At 69.0% G+C, this 3,289-nt stretch carries 4 protein-coding genes; all 4 read left to right on the forward strand.

Translation table 11 applies throughout. From position 1 onward, the window contains the following. A partial coding sequence (locus G7A99_RS15515; RefSeq protein ID WP_163141758.1) for an ABC transporter substrate-binding protein occupies window positions 1–957 on the forward strand: 957 nt, incomplete at its 5' end. A 30-nt stretch (window positions 958–987) separates the two neighbouring features. Continuing rightward, window positions 988–1,746 (forward strand): ABC transporter ATP-binding protein, encoded by a 759-nt coding sequence (locus G7A99_RS15520; RefSeq protein WP_018719487.1) that lies wholly within the window; start codon window positions 988–990, stop codon window positions 1,744–1,746. After that, window positions 1,743–2,453: an ABC transporter ATP-binding protein gene (locus G7A99_RS15525; RefSeq protein ID WP_163141760.1), complete on the forward strand. Its 711-nt coding sequence runs from the start codon at window positions 1,743–1,745 to the stop codon at window positions 2,451–2,453. The genes G7A99_RS15520 and G7A99_RS15525 overlap by 4 nt, the downstream gene beginning before the upstream one ends. Window positions 2,454–2,485: 32 nt before the next feature. Next, a partial coding sequence (locus tag G7A99_RS15530; protein WP_163141763.1) for a branched-chain amino acid ABC transporter permease occupies window positions 2,486–3,289 on the forward strand: 804 nt, incomplete at its 3' end.

A 3,289-nucleotide genomic window follows, 5' to 3' on the forward strand; every position in this document is an offset into this window, starting at 1 on the left:
AACCGCGACGGCGCACAGGTGGTTCTCGGCCCCCTGAGCGGCGCCGCCGGCCTGGCGGTGAAGAAGGGTGCCGGCGAATTCCCGGACGCCACCATCATCGTGGCCGGCTCCGCCGCCGAGGACATCACCATGCGCGGGGTCGCGCCCAACGTGTTCCGCACGTCCTACACCGGCGCACAGCCGACCTTCCCCCTCGGTGATTACGCCTATGACCAGGGCTACCGCAAGGTGGCGATCGTGGCCGAGGACTACGCCTTTCCGTACGCGCAGGTCGGCGGCTTCATGAAGACGTTCTGCGCCCGCGGCGGCAGCGTGCCCAAGAAGATCTGGGTCCCCATCGGCACCAGCGACTACAGCTCCGCCGTCGCACAGATCCCGCCGGATGTCGACGCGCTGTTCGTCGCCCTGGGCGGTACCGACGCGGTGAACTTCATCCGCCAGATGGACGACTTCGGTCTGCTCGACCAGATGGACATCCTGGGCGGCACCGTCACCGTGGACGGCACCCAGCTGGCCTCCATCGGTCCGCTGATGGAGGGCGTGGTATCCGGCTCGATCATGTCCGGTCAGCTCGACAACGACGCCTACAAATCGCTGGACCGCAAGTTCGGCGAGCTGCGCGGGCGTCCGCCGTCCCTGTTCGTGGAGAACTACTACCGCGCCGCCAAGTGGGCGCTGCTTGCGCTGGAGGACGTCGACGGCAATGTCGAGGACCAGGAGGCACTGCGCAAGGAACTGCTGCAGACCAGCTTCCAGGCGCCGGGCTCGTTCGTCTCCTTCGACCGCTATCACAACGTGGTGCCGGACGTGTACCTCAACCGCGTGGAGAAGGTGAACGGCGAGTGGCGCAACGTGCCCATCCGGACCTATTCGCGGGTGAGCCAGTTCTGGACCTTCGATCCGGAGCAGTACCAGGCTGCGCCGGCCTATGACCGCGACACCCCGAGCTGCCCGTAAGGCAGCCGGGGCGCTCGAGGGAGGCGCACGATGGATGCGGCACTGAAGCTGACGGGCGTGAGCCGCCAGTTCGGCGGGATCACCGCAGTCAGCAACGTCCACCTCGACCTCGAGCCCGGGGAGCGCTGCGCGCTCCTCGGGCCCAACGGGGCGGGCAAGACCACACTGTTCAACCTCATCGCCGGGGACATCCCGCCGAGCTCGGGACGCATCGAGCTCTTCGGCGAGGACATCACCCGGCACCCGGTCGCAGCCCGCGTCTGGCGCGGGCTGCGGCGCACTTACCAGAAGTCCGCGCTGTTCGACAACCTGAGCGTCGCAGAGAACCTCTTTCTGGGCGCCCTCGGTCCTGGCGGACGCGGCCACCTCACGGTCGGCCGGTCGCTGCGCTCGGCCCGGGCGCGCTGGGCGCAGGTGGAGCACACCGCGGACATGGTCGGTCTCTCCGGGCATCTCACGACCACCGCGGCGGCGCTGTCCCACGGCGAGCGCCGACAGCTCGAGATCGGCCTGGCACTGGGCGAGGACGCGCGGATGATCCTCCTGGATGAGCCCGCCGCCGGCCTTTCGCCCGAGGAACGCGCGACCCTGACGGGACTGCTCTCCGGGCTCTCCCGGGACTGTTCGCTGGTGATGATCGAGCACGACATGGACATGGCCCTGGCCCTGACCGAGCGCGTGGTGGTGCTCAGCGACGGGGCGCTGGTCGCCGAGGGCACCCCGGAGCAGATCGTGGACGACCCGCTCGTCCGCGAGGTCTATCTCGGCGGGGGAGGCGAAGCGGCATGAGCGCGTTGCTCTCCATCGACGATCTGCACGTCTATTACGCCTCGGCCCACGTCCTCCAGGGCGTGAGCTTCGAGCACGACGGCGGCGTCCTCTGCCTGCTCGGGCGCAACGGCATGGGCAAGACCACCCTGGCCCGCTCGATCATGGGCCTGGTCCCGGTCAGTGACGGCGAGGTCCGGGTACGGGGCGACGCGGTGACCAATCAAGCGCCCCACAGGGTGGCCGCGCGGGGCGTGGGCTACGTCCCCCAGGGCCGGGACATCTACCCCTCGCTCACCGTCGACGAGCACCTGCGCATGCTGGCGGGTCGTACCGAGGGGGAATGGACCATGCGCCGGGTCTACGAGCTCTTTCCCCGCCTGGAGGAACGCCGCACGGTCCATGCCGGCCACCTGTCCGGCGGTGAGCAGCAGATGCTGGCCATCGCACGGGCACTGATGACCAACCCGTCGCTGATGATCATGGACGAGCCCTCCGAGGGGCTGGCCCCGGTGATCGTGGAGCCGCTGATCGAGAAACTGCGCACCCTGGCGGCCTCGGGCATGGCGATCCTGCTGATCGAGCAGAACCTGCGCATGGCGACGGCGGTAGCCGACGAGCTGCTGATCATGGTCTCCGGCCGCCTGGAGGCGCGTATCCCGCCCCGGGAGCTCGAGGCGGACAGCGCGCTCCAGCAGCAGCTGCTCGGCGTCACGATGAACGACTGACCGCCGCCCGTGCGGCAGCGGAGGAAACACCAATGCCAAGCTATTTCCAGTTCGTTCTGACCCTGATGAACGGGCTTACCTACGGCGCGCTGCTGTTCGCCATCGCGAGCGGCTTCACCCTGGTCTTCGGGCTCATGCGCGTCCTCAACCTGAGCCACGGCGCCATCTACCTGCTCGGCGCCTACGTGGGCTACACCGTCTCCCGGACGGTCACGGACTGGGTCACCGCCTGGCTGCCCGCCCTCGGCGGTGTCGGCTGGGTAGCCGGGGTCTGCGGCGCCGGGCTCGCCGGTGCGCTGATCGCCCTGGTGCTCCAGCGCCTGATCCGGGGCGTCGACGGCGAGCTGCCGCAGACCCTGCTCACCCTGGGGCTCGCGATCACCATCGGCGACCTGTGCCTGTGGATCTGGGGCGGCCTGCCCCTGACCCTGGAGCCGCCGGAGGCGGTGAGCCAGGCGGTTCGCATCGCCGGCATCCCCTACCCGGGCTATCGCGTGTTCGTGATCGCGTTTGCGCTGTTCATCGGCGTCGCGCTCTACCTGCTGCTGTTCCGCTCCCAGCTCGGCCGGATCATCCGCGCGGGGGTCGACAACCGCGAGATGGTCGCCGCAACGGGCATCGACATCGACCGTCTGTTTCTCAAGGTGTTCATGCTCGGCGGCGCGCTCACCGGGGTGAGCGGTGCCATCGGCGGCTCCTACCTCGCGTTTCAGCCCGGCACCGATTTCGAGATCCTCACCATCGCGCTGTTCGTGGTGGTGATCGGCGGCCTCGGCAGCCTCCTCGGCTCCGCGGTGGGTGCGGTGATCGTCGGGCTGATCGACAGCTTCGGGCGT

The organism is Arhodomonas sp. KWT, assembly GCF_010993615.1.

Coding starts and splice junctions, on each gene's coding strand:
- G7A99_RS15520 (WP_018719487.1), top strand. CDS start 988: ATGGATGCGGCACTGAAGCTGACGGGCGTGAGCCGCCAGTTCGGCGGG.
- G7A99_RS15525 (WP_163141760.1), top strand. CDS start 1,743: ATGAGCGCGTTGCTCTCCATCGACGATCTGCACGTCTATTACGCCTCG.